19 protein-coding genes are annotated in these 17,407 nt (G+C 46.5%); 1 reads left to right on the forward strand and 18 read right to left on the reverse strand.

Translation table 11 applies throughout. The annotated features are described in order from the left end of the window. Positions 1-65 precede the first annotated feature (65 nt). The 11 genes from Q5873_RS01365 to moaC all read right to left on the reverse strand — a co-directional run bounded on the left by Q5873_RS01365 (position 66) and on the right by moaC (position 8,958). Positions 66-371 (reverse strand): heavy-metal-associated domain-containing protein, encoded by a 306-nt coding sequence (locus Q5873_RS01365; protein WP_288190573.1) that lies wholly within the window; start codon positions 369-371, stop codon positions 66-68. A 24-nt stretch (positions 372-395) separates the two neighbouring features. After that, positions 396-647 carry a twin-arginine translocase TatA/TatE family subunit gene (locus Q5873_RS01370; protein ID WP_288190574.1) on the reverse strand — a complete coding sequence of 84 codons (252 nt, stop codon included), beginning with the start codon at positions 645-647 and terminating at the stop codon, positions 396-398. A gap of 69 nt (positions 648-716) precedes the next feature. Continuing rightward, positions 717-1,469 (reverse strand): 6-phosphogluconolactonase, encoded by a 753-nt coding sequence (gene pgl, locus Q5873_RS01375; protein ID WP_205087979.1) that lies wholly within the window; start codon positions 1,467-1,469, stop codon positions 717-719. Continuing rightward, positions 1,454-2,992: a glucose-6-phosphate dehydrogenase gene (gene zwf / locus Q5873_RS01380; RefSeq protein ID WP_288301340.1), complete on the reverse strand. Its 1,539-nt coding sequence runs from the start codon at positions 2,990-2,992 to the stop codon at positions 1,454-1,456. Before zwf ends, pgl begins: the two co-directional genes overlap by 16 nt. Before the next feature lie 262 nt (positions 2,993-3,254). Then, the gene (locus tag Q5873_RS01385; RefSeq protein WP_303058987.1) at positions 3,255-5,093 is read right to left on the reverse strand and encodes a carbon starvation CstA family protein; all 1,839 of its coding nucleotides are present in this window, start codon (positions 5,091-5,093) and stop codon (positions 3,255-3,257) included. Positions 5,094-5,457: 364 nt separating this feature from the next. Further along, entirely contained in the window at positions 5,458-5,850 is a 393-nt protein-coding gene (rpsI, locus tag Q5873_RS01390) for a 30S ribosomal protein S9 (protein WP_028254618.1), read from the reverse strand. Positions 5,851-5,873: 23 nt separating this feature from the next. After that, a complete protein-coding gene (rplM, locus tag Q5873_RS01395) occupies positions 5,874-6,314 on the reverse strand; it encodes a 50S ribosomal protein L13 (RefSeq protein WP_028254619.1) in 441 nt (146 codons plus the stop codon). A gap of 166 nt (positions 6,315-6,480) precedes the next feature. Continuing rightward, complete coding sequence (gene murB / locus Q5873_RS01400) at positions 6,481-7,386, reverse strand: UDP-N-acetylmuramate dehydrogenase (RefSeq protein WP_374014732.1); 906 nt, start codon at positions 7,384-7,386, stop codon at positions 6,481-6,483. Further along, the gene (locus Q5873_RS01405) at positions 7,376-7,747 is read right to left on the reverse strand and encodes a YlbF/YmcA family competence regulator (RefSeq protein ID WP_288190136.1); all 372 of its coding nucleotides are present in this window, start codon (positions 7,745-7,747) and stop codon (positions 7,376-7,378) included. Before Q5873_RS01405 ends, murB begins: the two co-directional genes overlap by 11 nt. Before the next feature lie 91 nt (positions 7,748-7,838). Then, complete coding sequence (gene trmL, locus Q5873_RS01410) at positions 7,839-8,339, reverse strand: tRNA (uridine(34)/cytosine(34)/5-carboxymethylaminomethyluridine(34)-2'-O)-methyltransferase TrmL (RefSeq protein WP_028254622.1); 501 nt, start codon at positions 8,337-8,339, stop codon at positions 7,839-7,841. Between the two features lie 124 nt (positions 8,340-8,463). Then, on the reverse strand, positions 8,464-8,958 hold the full coding sequence (gene moaC / locus Q5873_RS01415) for a cyclic pyranopterin monophosphate synthase MoaC (RefSeq protein WP_288190137.1): 495 nt from the start codon (positions 8,956-8,958) through the stop codon (positions 8,464-8,466). Positions 8,959-9,070: 112 nt separating this feature from the next. Between moaC and Q5873_RS01420 the strand changes: the two genes are divergently transcribed. Further along, positions 9,071-9,742 (forward strand): metal-dependent hydrolase, encoded by a 672-nt coding sequence (locus Q5873_RS01420; protein ID WP_303058988.1) that lies wholly within the window; start codon positions 9,071-9,073, stop codon positions 9,740-9,742. A gap of 254 nt (positions 9,743-9,996) precedes the next feature. Here the strand turns inward: Q5873_RS01420 and Q5873_RS01425 are convergent, their stop codons facing one another. The 7 genes from Q5873_RS01425 to purC form a co-directional block, all read right to left on the reverse strand. Continuing rightward, complete coding sequence (locus Q5873_RS01425) at positions 9,997-10,491, reverse strand: helix-turn-helix domain-containing protein (protein WP_303058989.1); 495 nt, start codon at positions 10,489-10,491, stop codon at positions 9,997-9,999. A gap of 149 nt (positions 10,492-10,640) precedes the next feature. Then, complete coding sequence (purD, locus tag Q5873_RS01430) at positions 10,641-11,903, reverse strand: phosphoribosylamine--glycine ligase (protein ID WP_288761043.1); 1,263 nt, start codon at positions 11,901-11,903, stop codon at positions 10,641-10,643. Positions 11,904-11,920: 17 nt separating this feature from the next. Further along, a complete protein-coding gene (gene purH, locus Q5873_RS01435; RefSeq protein ID WP_288190139.1) occupies positions 11,921-13,474 on the reverse strand; it encodes a bifunctional phosphoribosylaminoimidazolecarboxamide formyltransferase/IMP cyclohydrolase in 1,554 nt (517 codons plus the stop codon). Positions 13,475-13,543: 69 nt separating this feature from the next. Continuing rightward, the gene (gene purN / locus Q5873_RS01440) at positions 13,544-14,161 is read right to left on the reverse strand and encodes a phosphoribosylglycinamide formyltransferase (RefSeq protein ID WP_303058990.1); all 618 of its coding nucleotides are present in this window, start codon (positions 14,159-14,161) and stop codon (positions 13,544-13,546) included. Next, positions 14,145-15,209 (reverse strand): phosphoribosylformylglycinamidine cyclo-ligase, encoded by a 1,065-nt coding sequence (purM, locus tag Q5873_RS01445; RefSeq protein ID WP_303058991.1) that lies wholly within the window; start codon positions 15,207-15,209, stop codon positions 14,145-14,147. The genes purN and purM overlap by 17 nt, the downstream gene beginning before the upstream one ends. Continuing rightward, entirely contained in the window at positions 15,193-16,617 is a 1,425-nt protein-coding gene (gene purF / locus Q5873_RS01450; RefSeq protein ID WP_205087986.1) for an amidophosphoribosyltransferase, read from the reverse strand. The genes purM and purF overlap by 17 nt, the downstream gene beginning before the upstream one ends. A 12-nt stretch (positions 16,618-16,629) precedes the next feature. Further along, entirely contained in the window at positions 16,630-17,334 is a 705-nt protein-coding gene (purC, locus tag Q5873_RS01455; RefSeq protein ID WP_038154682.1) for a phosphoribosylaminoimidazolesuccinocarboxamide synthase, read from the reverse strand. Between the last annotated feature and the right edge of the window lie 73 nt (positions 17,335-17,407).

The raw sequence follows: 17,407 nt of genomic DNA on the forward strand, positions 1-17,407 counted from the left end.
AACGGGTATCTCCTCACGGTAACCGCTGTCGCCGTCTCTGCGACATTCAATTACAATCGTATTTTCTATTTGAACAAACCTTTCAGTTTGCCTACAATGCCTCCATGAGTATGCTCGGCTTTATTAATCTCAGTGACTTCAAAACCGGTAGCATCAATAGCGGCAACAATCGCATCGATCGTCACCTGATGAGCATCAAAGGATACTTTAACATCCTTGCTCGCAAGATCTACATCTACCGAGTTAACGCCGGCCAAGCCAAGCACTGCCGTCTTTACCGTATTTTCACAGTTAGAGCACATCATTCCCGGCACTTTAAGTACCTGCTGATGAATATGTCCCGAACTTTCACATCCACATTCTTTACACATAGCCAAACCTCCTCTATGCTTTTGTTACACTTCCTTGGACGAATCCGACACTTCTTTATGACGCTTATCATTTTTAGCGCCTGCTTCCACGTCAATCGTTTCCGCCGTATCGACTGCCTTAGGCTCTTCTTTTTTCTTCTCGCCGCCCATGGCACCTTTGAACTCATTGATACTCTTACCGATCGCCTTCCCGACCTCCGGCAATTTACCCGGTCCAAATACTACGAGAGCAATCACCAATACCAAAATTAACTCTTGTGTACCGAAATTAAACATATATATCACCCCATATAGTTAACAAAGGACACTATATATGTATAGTGTATCACGATTACTTCCAAAATACTAGTTGCCCGCCGAAGCAGCCTCATCCACGTACCACTCCACGGTATCTTGCGTCAATACCGCTCCGGGCAATACACGACCGATTCGATCCTGCCACGATTCGTCCGCATAGTCGCGTCGTTGCCGGAAGACGCGAGCCAGTGCCGCTGCTTTTGAATCTCCTACAACCGTAAACCACACATGCTTTGCCGACGTCAACAGTGGGAAGGTCATCGTCACCCGATTCCATACTTTGCCATCCTTAACAGCAACCACTATATGGTCCTGTTCTTGCAGCACCGATGATTTAGGAAACAGGGATGCCGTGTGCCCGTCATCACCGAGTCCCAACAAGACTAAATCAAGTTCCGTTTTTTCGCAAGCATTCAATACCGTGCGTACTTCTTTTTCATAAGCAGCGGCTGCTTCTTCCACAGTGCCGTTATTGGTCGGTACCGGGTAAAAGTGACAAGAACATCCCAAGTTACCAAAGAGACGTTCCTTAGCACGATGGAAATTATTATCCGGATCACTATGCGGTACAAACCGTTCATCAACCCATAAGAAATAAATATTTTCCCAATCTACTTTCTTTCGGTATTCCTCGGTATTCAACAATTCGAACAACGCATTCGGCGTCGTACCGCCGGAAATTGCCACTACACATGTTTCCGTTTGCTTAATGCACTCTGTTGTAAACGCTACAAACGCATCGGCTACCGCCTTAGCTACGTCCTCTGCCGTAGCATAGCGGTGAATCAAATCTTCCGCCATTGCAACGTGCCTCCCTCCAGAATTTCGTTGGCTTCCTTCGGTCCTTGACTAAAGGCCGGGTAAAAGCACAACGGTACCACGTCAAGATTATCTTCCCATGCACGCAACAACGGCATAAAAAGTTTCCAGGATGCTTCCACCGTATCGTTGCGAACAAACAATGTTTGATCACCTAAGAGGCCATCTAAAATCAAGCGCTCATAGGCATCGGGAATGTCCTCACCATGCATAAAATCACTATACGAAAAATTCATATCCAATGTATTGACGCACAACTTCGAGCCCGGTGATTTTACTTCCAGCGATAAGCCCATTCCCTCATGAGGCTGCATGCGCAACAATAACACATTCTGCGAAAAATCTTTAGGCCTGATAGGCTTGAAAATAGAATGGGGTATAGGTCGGAAGGTAATAGCTATCTCACTGGACTTACGCGGCAATCGCTTGCCGGTACGCATGTAAAACGGCACACCGCGCCAACGCCAATTATCGATAAATAACTTGAGCGCTACATATGTTTCCGTATTGGATTTTGGATTGACACCGTCCTCCTTGCGATACCCCGGTGCCGGTCGCTCCGGATCTACGGATTCCACATATTGCCCCCGTACGGCAATAGTTGCTAAGTCTTGCCCGCACAACGGACGTATAGACGAAATCAGTTTCGCAATCTCATCGCGATAGGCATCGGCTTCAAATACCGCCGGTGGCTCCATGGCAATAAGAGACAACATCTGAATCATATGGTTTTGGAACATGTCGCGCAACGCTCCGGCATTGTCGTAGTACCCGGCGCGTTTCTCTACGCCCAACTCTTCAGCTACCGTAATTTCCACCTTTTCAATATACGTATGATTCCACAACGGTTCGAAAATCGCATTGGCAAAGCGCAACATCAAAATATTTTGGACGGTTTCCTTCCCCATATAATGATCGATACGATAAATCTGTGACTCTTTAATATATTTTTTCAATGCCCGGTCTAACTCGACAGCACTTTCTAAATCATGACCAAACGGTTTTTCAATGATAACACGAGCCCACGATTTTTCTTCTGCAAGCATACCGTGTTCAGCCAGGCCACGTACAATAGGCTCAAACATAGTCGGCGGCATGGCCAAATAGAAGAGCGCGTTTCCCTCCGTACCATGAACCTCACTTACCCGAACCAATTCTGCTTGCAACCGTTCAAAGGTATCCGATTCTGTATATTGCCCGGCTACGTAGGAAAAGCGTGCCAAAAACGATGCATCTTGTTCCGTCGGCGTAGCATCACCGATTACAGCTTGCTGCACCTCACGGCGAAACTCCTCATGAGACATTTCCGTACGAGCCACGCCAATTACTGCAAAGCCGTCCGGTAACAATCCGCGACGAAACAACGCATACACAGCGGGTAATAATTTTCGTTTTGTCAAATCACCGGAGGCTCCAAAGATAACCATGGCTCCGGCGCCCGGTGCTGATTCGATACACAGCTGTTCCCGGCAATTATATGAAACTGTCATAGGTTTTGCACTCATAGCAGTTGCTCCTCTTCTTTCTGATTATATGCCTACTCTAGCACAAAATCACGATAACTGCAATAATGGGTATCACTTACGACCGTCCATACGGCCGTATCTTGAGGTGTCAACTACTAATGGGCTGTTCGATACGTTTTCCGATGAAGTGCATACCATTAATATATACATAACCGCTCCAAACTCATAATGAGTCGGAGCGGTTATGTAACTAACTATCATTCAAATGATGTATCAAGCCGAATAATAACTATCGAACCCTCTATTTGATATCGACTTGAACATTACCGTATTTTTTAAGACTTTCGGCTTCTTGTTCAGCCTGTGTCTTATAGTTTTGCGGAATTTTTGCCAAGCGAATCCAGCTGCGAACAGCTTCTACCAATACGATGACAATCATCAAGAACATGACAACGCTGAAAGCAACCAATGTCCATTTACCAGCCGGAATATAACTGTAGAAAACGTTTTCATAATCCGCTGCAATCGCAATGATAGCCATGAAGAAACAAGGAACGCCTGTTACCCATGCATACCGTTTGTGTCCGAGACGCATGATAACCGTAGTACCTACGGCCAAAGTCATAGTGCCCAGTAACTGGTTGGATACACCAAATAACGGCCAAATGATACCAATGTTACCTTGCAATACGAGATAACCCCACATGAGGCAGATTAATGCAGCACAACCGTATACGCCCGGTGCCCAATTAACATTTTCAAGCGGTTTATAAAAACGGCCTAATAATTCTTGTAACAAATAACGACCTACACGAGTACCGGCATCGATCAAAGTCATAATGAACAATGCTTCGAACATGATACAGAAATGGTACCAATACCCCATGAGGTGATCCATATTTGGCAAACGAGAGAAAATATGAGCCATACCGACAGCCAAGGAAACGGCGCCGCCGGGGCGATGCATCAAATCTTCACCTACCATCTGAGACAGCGCCGGCAATTCATGAACTTGAAGGCCCAACGCCTTGAAGGATTCAACGGTAGAGTTAATAGCAAAATAATCATCGGGATGTAATGCAGTCGCTGCAATTAAAGCCATCATAGCGATGAAAGCTTCCGTAAGCATAGCGCCGTAGCCGATAGGTAATATTTCCTTTTCATTAGTAATCATCTTAGGTGTTGTACCTGTCGCGATTACTGTGTGGAATCCGGATAACGCACCGCAAGCGATGGTAATAAATATGAAGGGGAATACGGAACCTTTGAGTACAGGACCGCCACCATAAATGTACGGCGTAACAGCCGGCATTTGAATAATCGGCATAACAACAATAATACCTAAAGCCAAAGCACCGATAGTACCGATTTTTAAATACGTGGACAAATAATCACGCGGTGCCAAGAGTAACCAAACCGGTAAGGCCGCTGCAAAGAAACCATACACAGCCAACATGATTTCAATGGTTTCTAAATCATGGAGGAACCAACTTGCATAAGGGGAAGCAGCTACCTGCGGTCCGTAAATAATAGCCGCAAAGATAAGTACCACACCAATAACCGTAGCTTCCTGAATTTTACCGGGACGTAACCAACGCAGATAGATACCGACAAAAATTGCTATAGGAATCGTCATGCTGACGGAAAAGAATCCCCATGCGGAGTTATGAAGTGCATTAGCAACAACTACTGCCATCCCAGCCAAGGTGATAATTAAAAGGAATAAAGTAGCAAGCATAGCCCCGATACCGGCCAAGTTGGATATCTCTTCCTTAGCAATATCGGCAATAGACTTGCCGTCATAGCGAATCGATGCGAACAGGATAACCATATCATGGACGGCACCGGCTAGGACCGATCCAATCAATATCCACAACAGCCCCGGTAAATAACCGAACTGCGCCGCAATAACAGGACCAACCAAAGGACCTGCACCGGCAATCGCCGCAAAATGGTGACCGAATGTTACCCACTTGTTGGTAGGCACATAGTCATGACCGTCATTATGAACGACGGACGGAGTCGGACGGAATTGGTCCAACACCAATACCTTGGCTGCCAAGAAGGCCCCATAATAGCGATACGCTAAAATGAGGATGCACGCCGAGGCAATTACGATATACAACCCATTCATTTCCATAAAAAACACCTCCAACGTATAACAACATTGAAAGTGATGACTCACATAAAATAATAAGAACTGATGAATACTACAGCCTCACACACAATGTTGTTACTCTAAAAAAAATTCTACGCTCTCATTATAAAACTTCTACTTAGAGTGTCAATTATCATTTGCGAATAATTCAATTATAATATTACATTTCATCATCAAAATACAATGTATCCCGTTAATCAAAGTATCTCTAGTTTCAGTTATAATCAATTATTTTACTATACTATGCCTTTGATGCATAAGAAAATTCAACTGTAATGAAAATTCCTTAATACAACAAAAAACCCAGTAGCTGTAACAGCTACTGGGTATGTATTCTTGCGTTCTATTAACGTTTGGAGAACTGAGAAGCTTTACGGGCTTTCTTAAGACCGTATTTCTTACGTTCTTTCATACGCGGGTCACGAGTCAAGAAACCAGCTTTTTTAAGGGACTGACGAAGTTCTTCGTCAACACCGAGCAATGCACGGGAAATACCGTGACGAATTGCACCGGCCTGACCGGACGGACCGCCGCCGGCAACGTCAGCGATTACATCGTACTGTTCAACCGTACCGGTCAATGCCAACGGCTGCTTTACGATCAATTCAAGAGTCTGACGACCGAAATATTCATTAAGCTCACGCTTATTTACTGTAATTTTACCTGTGCCCGGTACCAGACGAACTCTGGCAACGGAAGATTTTCTACGACCTGTACCGTAGTACTGAGCTACTGCCATGTATATGTTCCTCCTCCCGGTGATTACCGAATATCAATTTCCAATACTTCAGGTTTCTGAGCTGCATGCGGATGTTCTGCACCTGCATATACATTCAGTTTGCGATACATCTGAGCACCCAATTTATTTTTCGGAAGCATACCGCGAACTGCCATTTCAACAACGCGTTCCGGATGCTTAGCCAACATACTGCCGGCCGTTACGAAAGTGGAGCCACCCGGATAACCGGAATGACGGAAATACGTTTTCTGCAATAATTTCTTACCGGTGAAACGAACTTTTTCCGCGTTGATTACGATAACGTGATCGCCGGTGTCAACGTGCGGTGTAAAGGTCGGTTTATGTTTGCCCCGAAGAACTTTAGCTACTTCGGCAGCAAGGCGTCCTAAAGTTTTACCTTCAGCGTCAACAACATACCATTTCCGTTCTACAGTGTTCGGATTGGCCATATATGTGGTTTTCATGCTGCAAATTCCTCCTAATAACGACTAATCTACCAAAAGCATATTGTTTCTCTTTCCGGGGCTAATGGAAGCAGACACATATGCTTACCGAAATATTATATAATCCTGACATACCCATGTCAAGTAATAATCGTCACTTTCTTTATAACCTGTTACTACTCAACGCTTATTCATCCTCGCCAATGAGTCGTACCTCTGTTTCCAAGTCCACCCCATGCGCCTCTTTCACGCGTCGCTGCACTTCATGAATAACAGCCAGTACGTCCTTGGCCTTGGCCGTCCCTACATTCACCACGAAGCCGGCATGCTTCTGCGATACCATAGCATCGCCTACCGCCAGTCCTTTCAATCCGGTCTGTTCAATAAGCGTACCCGCAAAATAACCGGGAGGACGCTTAAATGTCGATCCTGCGCTAGCATGCTCTAACGGCTGCTTAGACTCGCGACGCTCCGTTAAATCATCCATGACTGCCTTGATTTTCTTGGCATCACCGGGGACTAATGTCATTTCCACTTCAGCCACCACTTCGTGATTATCTTGGAACAGACTGTGACGATACGCAAAACGGCACTCTCCACCACTGTACGTATGAAATTCACCGTTTCTATCAACAGCAGTTACCTTCGTTACGACCTGACTCATTTCACCATCATACGCACCGGCGTTCATGAACACGGCACCGCCCAAACTTCCGGGGATACCGATAGCAAACTCCATACCCGACAGCCCTTCCTGCCATGCATATTCCGAGGCTTCTTTTAACATAAAGCCCGCTCCCATCACCAGCGTCTTCTCATCTCGACGCTTTACATGGCGCAGTTGACAAAGGGACAGCACTACCCCGCGAATGCCACCATCGCGTACCAATACATTGGAGCCGCTGCCCAATACGGTAAGCGGGGCCTTGTATTCGCTAATTAACTGCATAACACGGCTTAATTTTTCCGGTGAATTAGGTTCCACAAAAATATCTGCAGGGCCTCCAATTTTAAAGGTAGTATGTGCCGACAAGGGTTCACCGATCATGAGCTCGTCCGACGTCAGCACGTCTTGTAATTTTTTAGTTAGCATGATCATTGCCCGGTTTCACATTTTCAAGGATTTTCATAGCTTCCGTAATCGGTTCGCTAATGATGCGATATATATCGTTAGCTACTTGACTCCAACGCATATGAGCCTGCAAATAGTTCTGTGCATTGCTGTTAGCCTGAATCATGGGCATTAATTCTTCTTGCTTTTTCAGCAACTCCGCTTCTTCCGGAGCCTGCGCCATCTTAGCATATTCCCACTGCATCTGCTGAAGCAAAAATGTTTCTACCAATCCTTTAGCAGTAGCATCACTTTCCACGGCCGCCTGTGCCTCCATCAATGCCTTAAATTCTTCGCTTTCACGCATTGCTTTCTGTAATTCATGTGCCTTATCGTAATTCATTTCGTTCCTCCTAGTTTTGTAAGGTCATATCTTAGTCATACCTTAGCATCCTAAATATATGGGGTTATCCCCGGCATTTTATCCGCCGCTCTTATGCTTTTGTTTCCGGGAAGTACGGTACACCGCGACCTATTTCCTTAAGATCCGGAAAATCCAATTGCCGCATTGCCTCATAAGCGATGATTGCTACCGAATTTGACAAATTCAGCGATCGTGCTTCTTCAACCATGGGAATTCGGATACAACTTTCACGATGCTGCGCCAGCAATTCCTCCGGCAAGCCTTTCGTTTCTTTACCGAAAACCAGCATATCCCCAATTTGATATTCTACATCCGCATACGTATGCTCTGCCTTTGTCGTAGCATAGAAATAGCGTCTGTCCGGATATTTATCGTACACTTCCTGTAAATTTTCATGTACCTGTACATCTACCAAATGCCAATAGTCAAGACCGGCTCTTTTCAAATACTTGCTATCCAGAGAAAAGCCTAAGGGCTTCACCAAGTGTAGCGTCATATGATTCGCTGCGCATAGCCTTGCAATATTACCTGTGTTACCCGGAATTTCCGGTTCTACTAATACGATTTCCATATGTCATCCTTCTTTATTCTTGTATGATATATTACGATTGCATATCATCTTTTTTATTTTACCGAAATCACTTTATTTCATCAAGAGTTATCTATTCAGTGTTTGATTCATCAAATTTGTATTTCTAATCAACGTCTTCTACCGAAGTAGCTCTTACAAAATGACCGCTTTTACCACCATCCTTTTCCACTAAATATACCGGACCGATAACCATGCCTTTGTCCACAGCTTTACACATATCGTACACCGTGAGCAATCCTACCTGCACTGCCGTCAAGGCTTCCATCTCCACGCCGGTACGTCCCTTTGTCTTAACCGTAGCTCTCACACATACGGCGCGACGCACCGCATCAAGCGTACAGTGAACATCTACCTTTGTCAACGCTAACGGGTGGCATAACGGGATAAGCCGACTTGTTTCCTTCGCCCCCATAATGGCAGCCAATTGCGCTACCGCCAGCACATCCCCCTTCTTCATAGTCCCCTCTTCAATGCGCGTGTATATATCTTCGTTCACCGCAATAAAACCTTCTGCCACCGCAGTGCGTTCCGTAACTTCCTTATCGCCAACATCTACCATTCGTGCATTGCCGTCGGCATCAAAATGTGTCAATTCCATGTGTCTCTCCTGAATCCATTAATTTACTACCTGAATGCTTTAAATGCCTGTATATATATGATAGAATAAGGTCATAAATATAGCAACATATCTTTTAAAGGGGGTTGTACTGATGAAAACGACGCTTACCTACTATGGTCATGCTACTTTTATGCTTACTCACGGTGATGTCTCAATGGTATTCGATCCGTTCTTTACGGGCAATACATGGGACAAAGCCAAACCGGAAGACATTACATGTCAATATATTTTTGTCAGCCATGGCCACGGTGATCACTACGGCGATGCGGAAGAAATCGGCAAAGCTAATGACGCGCTACTCATTTCTACCGCAGAAATTGCCAACAAAGCGGCCGAAGCCGGACTTCGCACTCACGCAATGCACTTAGGCGGCAAATACGATTTTGAGTTTGGGTCTGTGCGCATTGTTCCCGCTTTCCACGGAGCCGGTATTCCCGGTGGTCATGCTTGCGGATGTATCGTTGACTTCTACGGTACAACTCTATACTTTGCCGGCGATACCGCACTTTTCGGTGATATGAAATTATTAAATCGCTTTGGTGATATTGATTATGCCCTGTTGCCGATTGGCGATAATTTTACAATGGGCGTAGAGGATGCCCTATTGGCAGCGTCCTATATTAAGGCACGCATTACAATTCCTATTCACTATAAAACATGGCCTGTTATCGACAAAGAACCGGCTACCTATGTTGCTTTGTTAGAAGCTAAATACAAACAAGCCGGACTCGTAGTCGATCCCGGTTCCACCATTACGCTGTAACCTTGACGCTTACGGCCACACACGCTAAACACAATCTAATATTAATCTAAAGGTAATACAAAAAGCTGTAACGAAATGAGTACCGCGAACTGACCTTTCACGATTAGACGATAGTCTAATGCATAGCCATCAGTTTGTAGCTTCATTTTCATTACAGCTTTTTCATTTATTTTATTACAGTTTTTTGGATTTGTTTTATAATTCGCTATGCCATTTCATGGTTACTATACCTGCATGACTATGCGTGGCATGAATTACTTTTGTGATTTGTTTGTTTGTGCTGTCAAACTGCCTGCAGCAACCGACTTGCCCTCCTTTGACTGTCCGTTCTTTCCATGGCTTCCCTTGGCTGTCCCGTTTGCGGAAATAACACGACCGCTTTCATCACCGCGCGGCACTGTTTCCACCGGCTCCAGCTGTTCAAAGAATGTCGCTATATGACGGCGCAACGCCTGTCGCTGCGAGTCCTTTAGGCGATACCGCTTGCCGTTAAAAGCAATATCATTATTGCGTAATACCGCCCACAAGTCATAAAGCGGATTCTTACCTATGTCCTTGATACCGTATAGCTCGTCCAATGATACATCATAATACAAAGCTAATCGCTTCAGCGTTTCGATATCCGGTTCACGATAACCTGTTTCATAATTGGAAAGCGCCGCATTGCTGATTCCCACATTCGTAGCGACTTCCATCTGACTTTGCCCCATGCGCTTACGCGCCTTTCTCAGTTTATCATACAGTGACATATTACTACCCTATACCCTTCCTGCCGTTTTCCTGACTTTCATGGTGCGGCGATAGTTATCACTTATTAGTATACACCGAAACCGAGAAAATATATAGTACGGCCTTTTGTCATCGCCGCATGCTTTGAGCGCTATCATCCGATTCGGGTTTATTTAAATGCCTTTTGACCGATATCGCGGCGGAACTGACAGCCATCGAAGCTAACAGCCTCGACCCGATTATACGCACGATCCAAGGCATGACGCAAATCATTTCCCAAGCCGACAATACCGAGCACGCGCCCACCGGCCGTCACGTAGTGGTCACCTTGCTTTGCCGTGCCCGAATGGAAAAGCATTACCGTATCTTGCTCCGTCAAATCTCCTTTGATGACATCCCCTTTGTGCGAGCTTTCCGGATAGCCTGCCGACGCCAACATAACGCAAGCCGCACTTCCCGATTTCCAGCTTACCATTTCATCTGTTAATGTCCCTTCCGTACAAGCCATCATCACTTCGCCTAAGTCACCATCAAAAAGAGGCATGATGACCTGTGTTTCCGGATCACCGAAGCGTACGTTGAACTCCACTACCTTAGGGCCTTCTTTCGTAATCATAAGGCCTGCATACAAACAGCCTACATAAGGCATACCCTCTGCCTTCATCGCTTGCACCATAGGTAATAAAATTTTTTGAACCGCTTCCTCACGAAGCGCCTGTGTCAATACCGGAGCCGGCGCATAGGTTCCCATGCCGCCTGTATTCGGTCCCTTATCGCCATCGTAAATACGCTTATGGTCTTGCACAGCAATCATAGGCACCACATGTGTACCATCGACGAATGCTAAAAGCGATGCTTCTTCACCGGACATAAACTCTTCGATGACAACAGTGCCACCGGCCGATCCAAAACGATGGGCCGTCAACATATCCTCTACCGCCGCATACGCTTCCTCCTTGGTCTGGGCCACTACAACACCTTTACCGGCTGCCAAGCCATCCGCTTTAACGACAATCGGTGCACCGACTTCATCAATAAATTTCTTTGCCGCTGTTACATCGGTAAAGGTATCATACGCCGCTGTGGGAATATTATATTTTTTCATAATTTCCTTGGCAAACACCTTGGACCCTTCCAGCTGTGCCGCCGCTTTTGACGGCCCAAACACGGCAAAGCCTTTATCCTTCAACACATCGCTTACACCGAGGACCAACGGCTCTTCCGGACCGACCACAACCAGATCCACTTTATTGGCACCCAGTACGGCTGTCACAGCATCCGCATCATGCCAATCCACATCGAGGCAGGTAGCGACTTCCGCAATCGCTGCGCTACCGGGCAACGCCAATACTTCTTCTACCGACGGGCTCTTAGACAGTCGCCAAGCCAATGCATGCTCGCGACCGCCACTACCGATTACACAAACCTTCATGACAGTCTCCTTATCTATTAATGTTTAAAATGACGCATATGAGTGAAGACCATAGCAATGCCTGCTTCATCGGCTTTCTTAATGGATTCTTCATCACGAATAGATCCGCCTGGCTGGATGACTGCGGTGATACCATGTTTCGCTGCTTCCTCTACGGTATCGCCGAAGGGGAAGAACGCATCCGATGCCATAACTGCCCCTTTTGCTTTCTCGCCGGCTTCTTCCAAAGCGATCTTTGCCGAGCCTACACGATTCATCTGTCCCGCACCGACACCCAGCGTGCTGTGTTCATCGGTAACGACAATGGCATTGGATTTTACATGTTTCACTAATCTCCATGCCAATCCCAATGCGCGCCACTGTGCTTCGGTAGGCTGCACCTTGGTTACCACCGTATAACCGGCCTTGGCTGCCGATGCCGCATCACTTACTACCGGTTCACGTCCGTCTTCTGTCTGTACCAACAATCCACCGGACACTTTTTTCACAACGACACCTTCCTCTTCCGGTTGCTGCAATTCAACGAGTCGAATATTTTTCTTCACCGTCAGTACGTCCAAGGCCTCTGCCGTAAAATGCGGTGCCATAATTACTTCCAAGAAAATGGATGCCAGCTGCTCGGCTACTTCCTTAGTCACTTCTCGATTCAATGCCACAATGCCGCCGAATGCCGAAACAGGATCTGCCTCATACGCACGCGTATACGCTTCTAGCAAGGTATCGCCGACGGCTGCCCCGCACGGATTGGTATGCTTAACAATAATAGCCGCCGGTTCCGTAAATTCTCCTACTATCTGCCAAGCTGCTTCCATATCCACCAAATTATTATAGGACAACTCTTTGCCATGAAGCACCTTCATAGCACCTAAGCCTTCCTTTTCGCCGATAGTGGTATAGAACGCTGCTTTTTGATGCGGATTTTCACCGTAACGCAAATCAGCTGCTTTTTCATAGGCCGCCAAATAGGTGTCCGGTAACGGCATATCGCCTACCTGTTCACCTAAATAATTAGCAATGGCCACATCATACGCTGCCGTATGCGCAAAAGCTTCGCGAGCCAGGGCAAAACGATATTCACGAGTAAGCTCACCCTTTTCGCGGAGCATTCGCAATGCTTCATCATAATGCTTCGGATTGACAATAATACCGACAAAGGCATTATTCTTGGCTGCCGAACGGACCATAGTCGGACCGCCGATATCTATATTTTCAATAGCATCGGCCAAGGTCACATCCGGTTTAGCAATCGTTTCGCGGAACGGATACAAATTAACAACGACCAAGTCGATAGGCTGGATTCCATGTTCAGCCATAGCCTTTTTATGTTCTTCATTATCGCGAATTCCTAAAATTCCGCCATGTACAATAGGATGCAAGGTCTTTACGCGACCATCCAGCATTTCGGGAAATCCTGTCAGCGACTCTACGGCCTTAGCCGGTACGCCGGCATTCGATAGCGCCTTTAAGGTGCCGCCGGTAGAATAAATAGTCACTCCCAGCTCAACCAACCCTTTAGCAAACTCCACAACACCTGTCTTATCGGATACGCTGATAAGCGCGTTTTTAATCATAATATCCTCCTTGCTCTTACGTAAGTAAAAAGGGACAGCCACATCGGCTGCCCCTCTATGTTCTATCTATCAGGGCTTCACATGCACAATGCGATTTATGATTTCCAGTTTATCATCACAAAGTAATGTCAATGCCCGTTTATACGTTGTATGTTCATGCGGCAGAATCCGTGCTGCCAAGCTATCCTCCGTATCGTCAGCCATTACGGGCACTGCTGTTTGCATAATAATCGGCCCGGAATCCATACCGTAATCCACAAAATGAACGGTACAACCGCTAACCTTTACCCCGGCCTCTACCGCTTGACGCTGCGCATGTAACCCCGGAAAGGACGGCAATAACGCCGGATGAATATTTACAATTTTATTGGGATATGCATTGATAAAAGTCGGTCCCAGCAAGCGCATAAAACCGGCTAATACTACAACATCCGGTGTATACGGAGCAATAGCATCTAATAAGGCTTGTTCAAAATCCTCTTTGCTACCGTACGCCTTGCGCTCTACCGCTACCGAAGGCACGCCCCAAGCCTGCGCCTTCGCCAAAACGGCCGCCGTCGAATAATCACTGACAACTACGACGACTTCACCATTCACCTCACCGGCTTGCATTGCCTGATACAAGGCTTCTGCATTAGAACCGCGACCGCTGGCAAAAATGGCAATTCGTTTACGCACTGAATTCACTGCCTTTCATCACAACCGGTACTCCTTGATTCTCAGTAATTTCGCCGATAGTATATACCGCTTCGCCCCGTCCTTTTAGGTTCGCAATCACAGCATCCGCATCATCCGGTGATACAACCATAATCATGCCGATTCCCATGTTGAATGTGCGATACATTTCCTTCGTATCCACATTGCCCCATTCCTGAAGCTTTGTAAATACCGGCAGCTTCGGCCAAGCATCGGCATTAATCACCGCACTGACACCATCAGGCAACACGCGCGGAATATTATCGTAAAAACCGCCACCCGTCACATGTACCATGCCTTTAAGCAAACGCTTCTTTATAATCGGCAATACTGCCTGCGGATACAATCGCGTAGGCGTCAACAATTCTTCGCCCAGCGTCTTGCCGAATTCCGGCACTTCATCGGTAAGCTTCATCTGCATGCGATCAAACACAATACGACGCACCAAAGAAAATCCGTTGGAATGAACGCCACTGGAATGAAGGCCCAAAATAACATCGCCCGGAGCAATCGACTGTCCCGTCAACAATCGCGATTTATCGACAATGCCTACGGCAAATCCGGCCACGTCATAATCACCGTCTTCATAGAAGCCGGCCATTTCCGCCGTTTCTCCGCCCAGCAAGGCACAGCCGGATTCCTTGCACGCATTGGCCACACCGGCAACGATCGTCGCAACCTGTTCGGGAAGTAATTTACCTACCGCTACGTAATCCAAGAAAAATAACGGCGTTGCTCCTTGCACCAAAATATCGTTAACGCTCATAGCCACGCAATCTTGACCGATGGTATCGTGCTTATCCATCATAATCGCCAAGCGAAGCTTCGTACCCACACCGTCGGTACCGGCTACGAGAAGAGAATTTTTCAAATCCATATCGGCCAGCGAAAACAATCCGCCAAAGCCGCCCAAGTCGCCAACTACACCGGAAGTATATGTTGCCTTTACCGCCGATTTCATCAATTCTACCGCTTTGTTACCTGCATCGATATCTACACCGGCATCGCGATAGGTCAATCCCTTAGTCTTCGAGCACATATTTGCCTCCTTCTTCCTCTTCCTTAGGCACCTCTACGGCATAGTGGCCGTCAAAACACGCAAAGCATAACTCTCTCTCTTCAAGGGCTTCAATAGCCCGGCATAAGCCTTCCCGGCTTAAGTAGTGGAGCTTGTCGGCTCCGATATATTCACGAATCTGCTCAACACTATGTGTGGCGGCAATCAATTCCTTACGCACCGACGTATCAATGCCATAGTGACACGGATACTCGATAGCCGGCGAGCTGACACACATATACACTTCCTTGGCACCGGCTTCCTTGAGCATGCGCACGATGATGCCGCTGGTAGTACCGCGTACGATGGAGTCATCTACCAAAACAATCCGCTTGCCGCGCACCACATCGGGGACTGCATTCAATTTCATGCGCACCGCCAAATCGCGTTCCGACTGATCCGGCTTGATGAATGTACGCCCCATGTATCGGTTTTTAACCAATCCTTCACCGAAAGGAATCCCCGACTCGCGGGAGTATCCCAATGCGGCTGCCGTACCGGAGTCGGGAATCGACATAACAAGATCCGCATCGTATTTTGTTTCCCGTGCTAACTCGCGTCCCATGTTAATACGTGCCGCATACACATTCTGTCCGTCGATATTACTGTCCGACCGCGCAAAATAAATATATTCAAAAATGCACAACGACTGCTGCGGTAGCAACGCTTCCTCTTTAATAAAGCGACTGCGCACCCCGTTCTCATCAATGATGACCATTTCACCCGGCTTAATATCGCGAACGAAGGTGGCCTTAATCGCATCAAGCGCACAGCTTTCCGAACTGATGACGTATCCGTTGGCCGTCTTTCCCAAACACAACGGACGGAATCCATTCGCATCGCGCACCCCAATAAGCTTTGTATTGGTAGTGATCACCAACGAAAAAGCACCTTCTACACGGTTAACGGCTTCGATGATGCGATCCTCTGTCGACGCTGCCTTGGAACGGGCAATAAGACTGACAATAACTTCGGAATCCATAGTAGTCTGGAAAATCGACCCCTTATCCTCCAGCTCCTTACGAAGTGCATACGCATTCGTCAAGTTTCCGTTATGAGCCACCGCCATATCACCACCTTGGTAATGAATTACCAACGGTTGAATATTGCGCGGATTGTTCGAACCCGTCGTCGAATATCGTACATGACCGCCGGCAATATAACCTTTCAGCGGCGGCAATTCCTTAATTGCTTCGGTCACCAGGCCCATGCCTTTTACCAGTTCTATATGCGTACCGTCACTAATAGCAATACCCGCACTTTCCTGCCCGCGATGCTGCAAAGCAAACAGCCCCCAATAGGCATAGCTCATAACCGGTAAGGTAGTATCATAAATACCAAATACACCACATTCTTCATGCCACTTGTCAAACACAGAATCGTATTGCATTATTCTCTCCTATTATGCTCGTTCACCCGTCAAACGGAATAACATTTCTTTGTAGGCATCTTCTACATTGCCCAAGTCACGACGGAAGCGATCCTTGTCAAGTTTTTCACCGGTTTCGCTATCCCAGAAACGGCAAGTATCCGGAGAAATTTCGTCGCCTAAAAGCACTTCACCGTTATGCACGCCGAATTCCAATTTGAAATCAACCAAGGTAACCTTTTTTTCTGCCAAGAACGCTTTTAAAATATCATTTACCTGCATCGTATATTTGCGAATGGTGTCCAGCTGTTCGCGCGTAGCCCAGCCTAAAGCCAACACTTGATCTTCATTGACAAAAGGGTCACCGAGATCATCGTTCTTGTAGCACAATTCCATAATCGGCTGTTTGCACGGAGTACCTTCTTCAATGCCGAGGCGTTTAGCTAAGGAACCAGCTACAATATTGCGCACAATAACTTCCAACGGAAGAATTTCAAGACGCTTTACCAACTGATCGCGATCGTTTACGCGCTTTACAAAATGATTCGGTACCCCTTTTTCCGTAAGCAAACCGAAGAAGAAAGATGCAATCTTATTGTTCAGCACGCCTTTATCATGAATGGTACCTTTCTTTTCGCCGTTAAAAGCAGTGGCATCATCTTTATAATGAACCAAATACACATCTTTATCTTCTGTTTCAAATACCTGTTTTGCTTTGCCTTCGTACAACATATTCATGGTGATTCGCCTCCGTAAATTACTCCTTAACTTTTCTCTATCCCATCGTCATGCATCGCACTTTACTCTAGTA

The organism is Veillonella magna (genome assembly GCF_959600285.1).
In the GTDB taxonomy this organism is placed as follows: Bacteria; Bacillota; Negativicutes; order Veillonellales; family Veillonellaceae; genus Veillonella_A; species Veillonella_A magna.

Bases quoted from the DNA above. Each gene is read 5' to 3' on its own strand.
- Q5873_RS01385 (WP_303058987.1), bottom strand. From the start codon at position 5,093: ATGGAAATGAATGGGTTGTATATCGTAATTGCCTCGGCGTGCATCCTC.
- purF (WP_205087986.1), bottom strand. From the start codon at position 16,617: ATGCAATACGATTCTGTGTTTGACAAGTGGCATGAAGAATGTGGTGTA.
- rpsI (WP_028254618.1), bottom strand. From the start codon at position 5,850: ATGGCAGTAGCTCAGTACTACGGTACAGGTCGTAGAAAATCTTCCGTT.
- Q5873_RS01425 (WP_303058989.1), bottom strand. From the start codon at position 10,491: ATGTCACTGTATGATAAACTGAGAAAGGCGCGTAAGCGCATGGGGCAA.
- purD (WP_288761043.1), bottom strand. From the start codon at position 11,903: ATGAAGGTTTGTGTAATCGGTAGTGGCGGTCGCGAGCATGCATTGGCT.
- Q5873_RS01370 (WP_288190574.1), bottom strand. From the start codon at position 647: ATGTTTAATTTCGGTACACAAGAGTTAATTTTGGTATTGGTGATTGCT.
- trmL (WP_028254622.1), bottom strand. From the start codon at position 8,339: ATGGAAATCGTATTAGTAGAACCGGAAATTCCGGGTAACACAGGTAAT.
- purH (WP_288190139.1), bottom strand. From the start codon at position 13,474: ATGATTAAAAACGCGCTTATCAGCGTATCCGATAAGACAGGTGTTGTG.
- purM (WP_303058991.1), bottom strand. From the start codon at position 15,209: ATGTGCTCGAAGACTAAGGGATTGACCTATCGCGATGCCGGTGTAGAT.
- moaC (WP_288190137.1), bottom strand. From the start codon at position 8,958: ATGGAATTGACACATTTTGATGCCGACGGCAATGCACGAATGGTAGAT.
- rplM (WP_028254619.1), bottom strand. From the start codon at position 6,314: ATGAAAACCACATATATGGCCAATCCGAACACTGTAGAACGGAAATGG.
- Q5873_RS01405 (WP_288190136.1), bottom strand. From the start codon at position 7,747: ATGAATTACGATAAGGCACATGAATTACAGAAAGCAATGCGTGAAAGC.
- pgl (WP_205087979.1), bottom strand. From the start codon at position 1,469: ATGGCGGAAGATTTGATTCACCGCTATGCTACGGCAGAGGACGTAGCT.
- purC (WP_038154682.1), bottom strand. From the start codon at position 17,334: ATGAATATGTTGTACGAAGGCAAAGCAAAACAGGTATTTGAAACAGAA.
- murB (WP_374014732.1), bottom strand. From the start codon at position 7,386: ATGCTAACTAAAAAATTACAAGACGTGCTGACGTCGGACGAGCTCATG.
- zwf (WP_288301340.1), bottom strand. From the start codon at position 2,992: ATGAGTGCAAAACCTATGACAGTTTCATATAATTGCCGGGAACAGCTG.
- Q5873_RS01365 (WP_288190573.1), bottom strand. From the start codon at position 371: ATGTGTAAAGAATGTGGATGTGAAAGTTCGGGACATATTCATCAGCAG.
- Q5873_RS01420 (WP_303058988.1), top strand. From the start codon at position 9,071: ATGAAAACGACGCTTACCTACTATGGTCATGCTACTTTTATGCTTACT.